We start from the raw sequence: 1469 nt of genomic DNA, 5'->3' as shown, positions 1-1469 counted from the left end.
GTTGTAGGTCCTGTTATCTTGTCTTTCAGAATTATGTCGATACTTTGGAAAAAAAAAATAACTACGAGGCCAATGACGAATGATACCAGACTATCAATCTTTGATGAGGCCTGTCTTGGAATGCGCGGCGGCAGGGCCAAGGAAAATCTCTGATGTAGTGGAAGAGATATCCGAAAAACTTGAGTTAACGCCTGAAGAGCGAGAGCAAATGTTGCCTAGCGGCAAACAGACCACCATAGCAAACCGCATACACTGGTCTCGATCCTATATGAAACAGGCTGGCTTGGTCCGAAACATAAAGCGCGGCTGGTATGAAATCACAGACCGTGGACGCGCCATCCTTGCTGATAACAACATAGAGCTAAACTCTAAATACCTTGAACAGTTCGATGAGTTTCAAGAGTTTCGTTCCCGTACAAAGGAAAGCGAAATTATCGGATCTGTAGTCAGCGAGGAACCAGCTTCAATTACACCCGATGAAGCACTTCAAACCGCTCACCGAAAACTAGAAGATGCATTGGCAGCGAACCTGCTAGACTTTGTACGCTCAACCTCTCCTGCATTCTTCGAGGTTCTGATAATCGACCTACTTATTTCCATGGGCTATGGGGGAACGTCGCAAGATGCGGGAAGAGCGCTTGGGCAATCTGGAGATGGGGGCGTTGACGGTGTCATTGATCAGGACCCGTTGGGCGTGGATCAAATCTATCTTCAGGCTAAACGTTATGGCGCGGGCAACAGCGTTGGTCCTGCCGAAATTAGAGATTTCTACGGTGCTTTGAACATCAAGAAGGCTACCAAGGGGATATTCGTTACCACTTCTCATTTCACCAGTTCGGCGGCTCAAACAGCACGTGATTTAGGCTCAAGGATCGTACTTATTGACGGCCCTCAGCTTACCAAACTCATGATTAAATACAACATCGGATGTCGAGATAAGGACATTCTTCATATCAAACAGATTGACGAAACGTATTTTGACGATTCCACAGATTGAGATCCAATAAAGGGCGATACTAATGGCCCTCGGTGGTCATTCTGACCTAACGTGAACACTCACAGCGACCCAATGATTAAAAGAACCATTTCATCCTAATCAATCACAGGCTAAGAAGTGATTTAAGAATAGCATTCACATCGGGGGCAATTCCCTACCAAGGCATTGTCAAGTCTGGTTGAGGCACTTGACCTCGCCAGTGAATTAAGACACTCGACATGACTAAATTAAGCAATAGGAACAATAAACTATGATGAATTTTATAATGAGGTTATTTGCCGTGGTGCTGCTATCGGTCGCTTCAGTTTCGCTCTCCAGCAAGCTTGCATCTGCCGATCAGTGGTCAGCACCAAATGACGATGCAGGCATCTTACTTTCGCAAGTATTTGAATTGGACGGCAAAGAGTTTTCAGGATCTGGATTATTAAAGAAAGCATTCCTGCAGTTTGATGAAGATAACCCTAGCTACTTA

Annotated in this window: 2 protein-coding genes; both read left to right on the top strand. The window is 45.2% G+C overall.

What is annotated here, in order from left to right; all coding sequences use genetic code 11:
* Positions 1 to 79 precede the first annotated feature (79 nt).
* The gene (locus ACN0IC_RS15410) at positions 80 to 997 is read left to right on the top strand and encodes a restriction endonuclease (RefSeq protein ID WP_416879636.1); all 918 of its coding nucleotides are present in this window, start codon (positions 80 to 82) and stop codon (positions 995 to 997) included.
* Positions 998 to 1247: 250 nt separating this feature from the next.
* The coding region (locus tag ACN0IC_RS15405; RefSeq protein WP_416879635.1) for a hypothetical protein at positions 1248 to 1469 on the top strand (222 nt) is incomplete at its 3' end.

It is taken from the genome of Litorimonas sp., from assembly GCA_029936425.1.
Taxonomy (GTDB): Bacteria; Pseudomonadota; Alphaproteobacteria; order Caulobacterales; family Maricaulaceae; genus Litorimonas.
The sequence above is the reverse complement of the archived record's forward strand: the minus strand, read 5'-3'. Positions and strand labels throughout refer to the sequence as shown.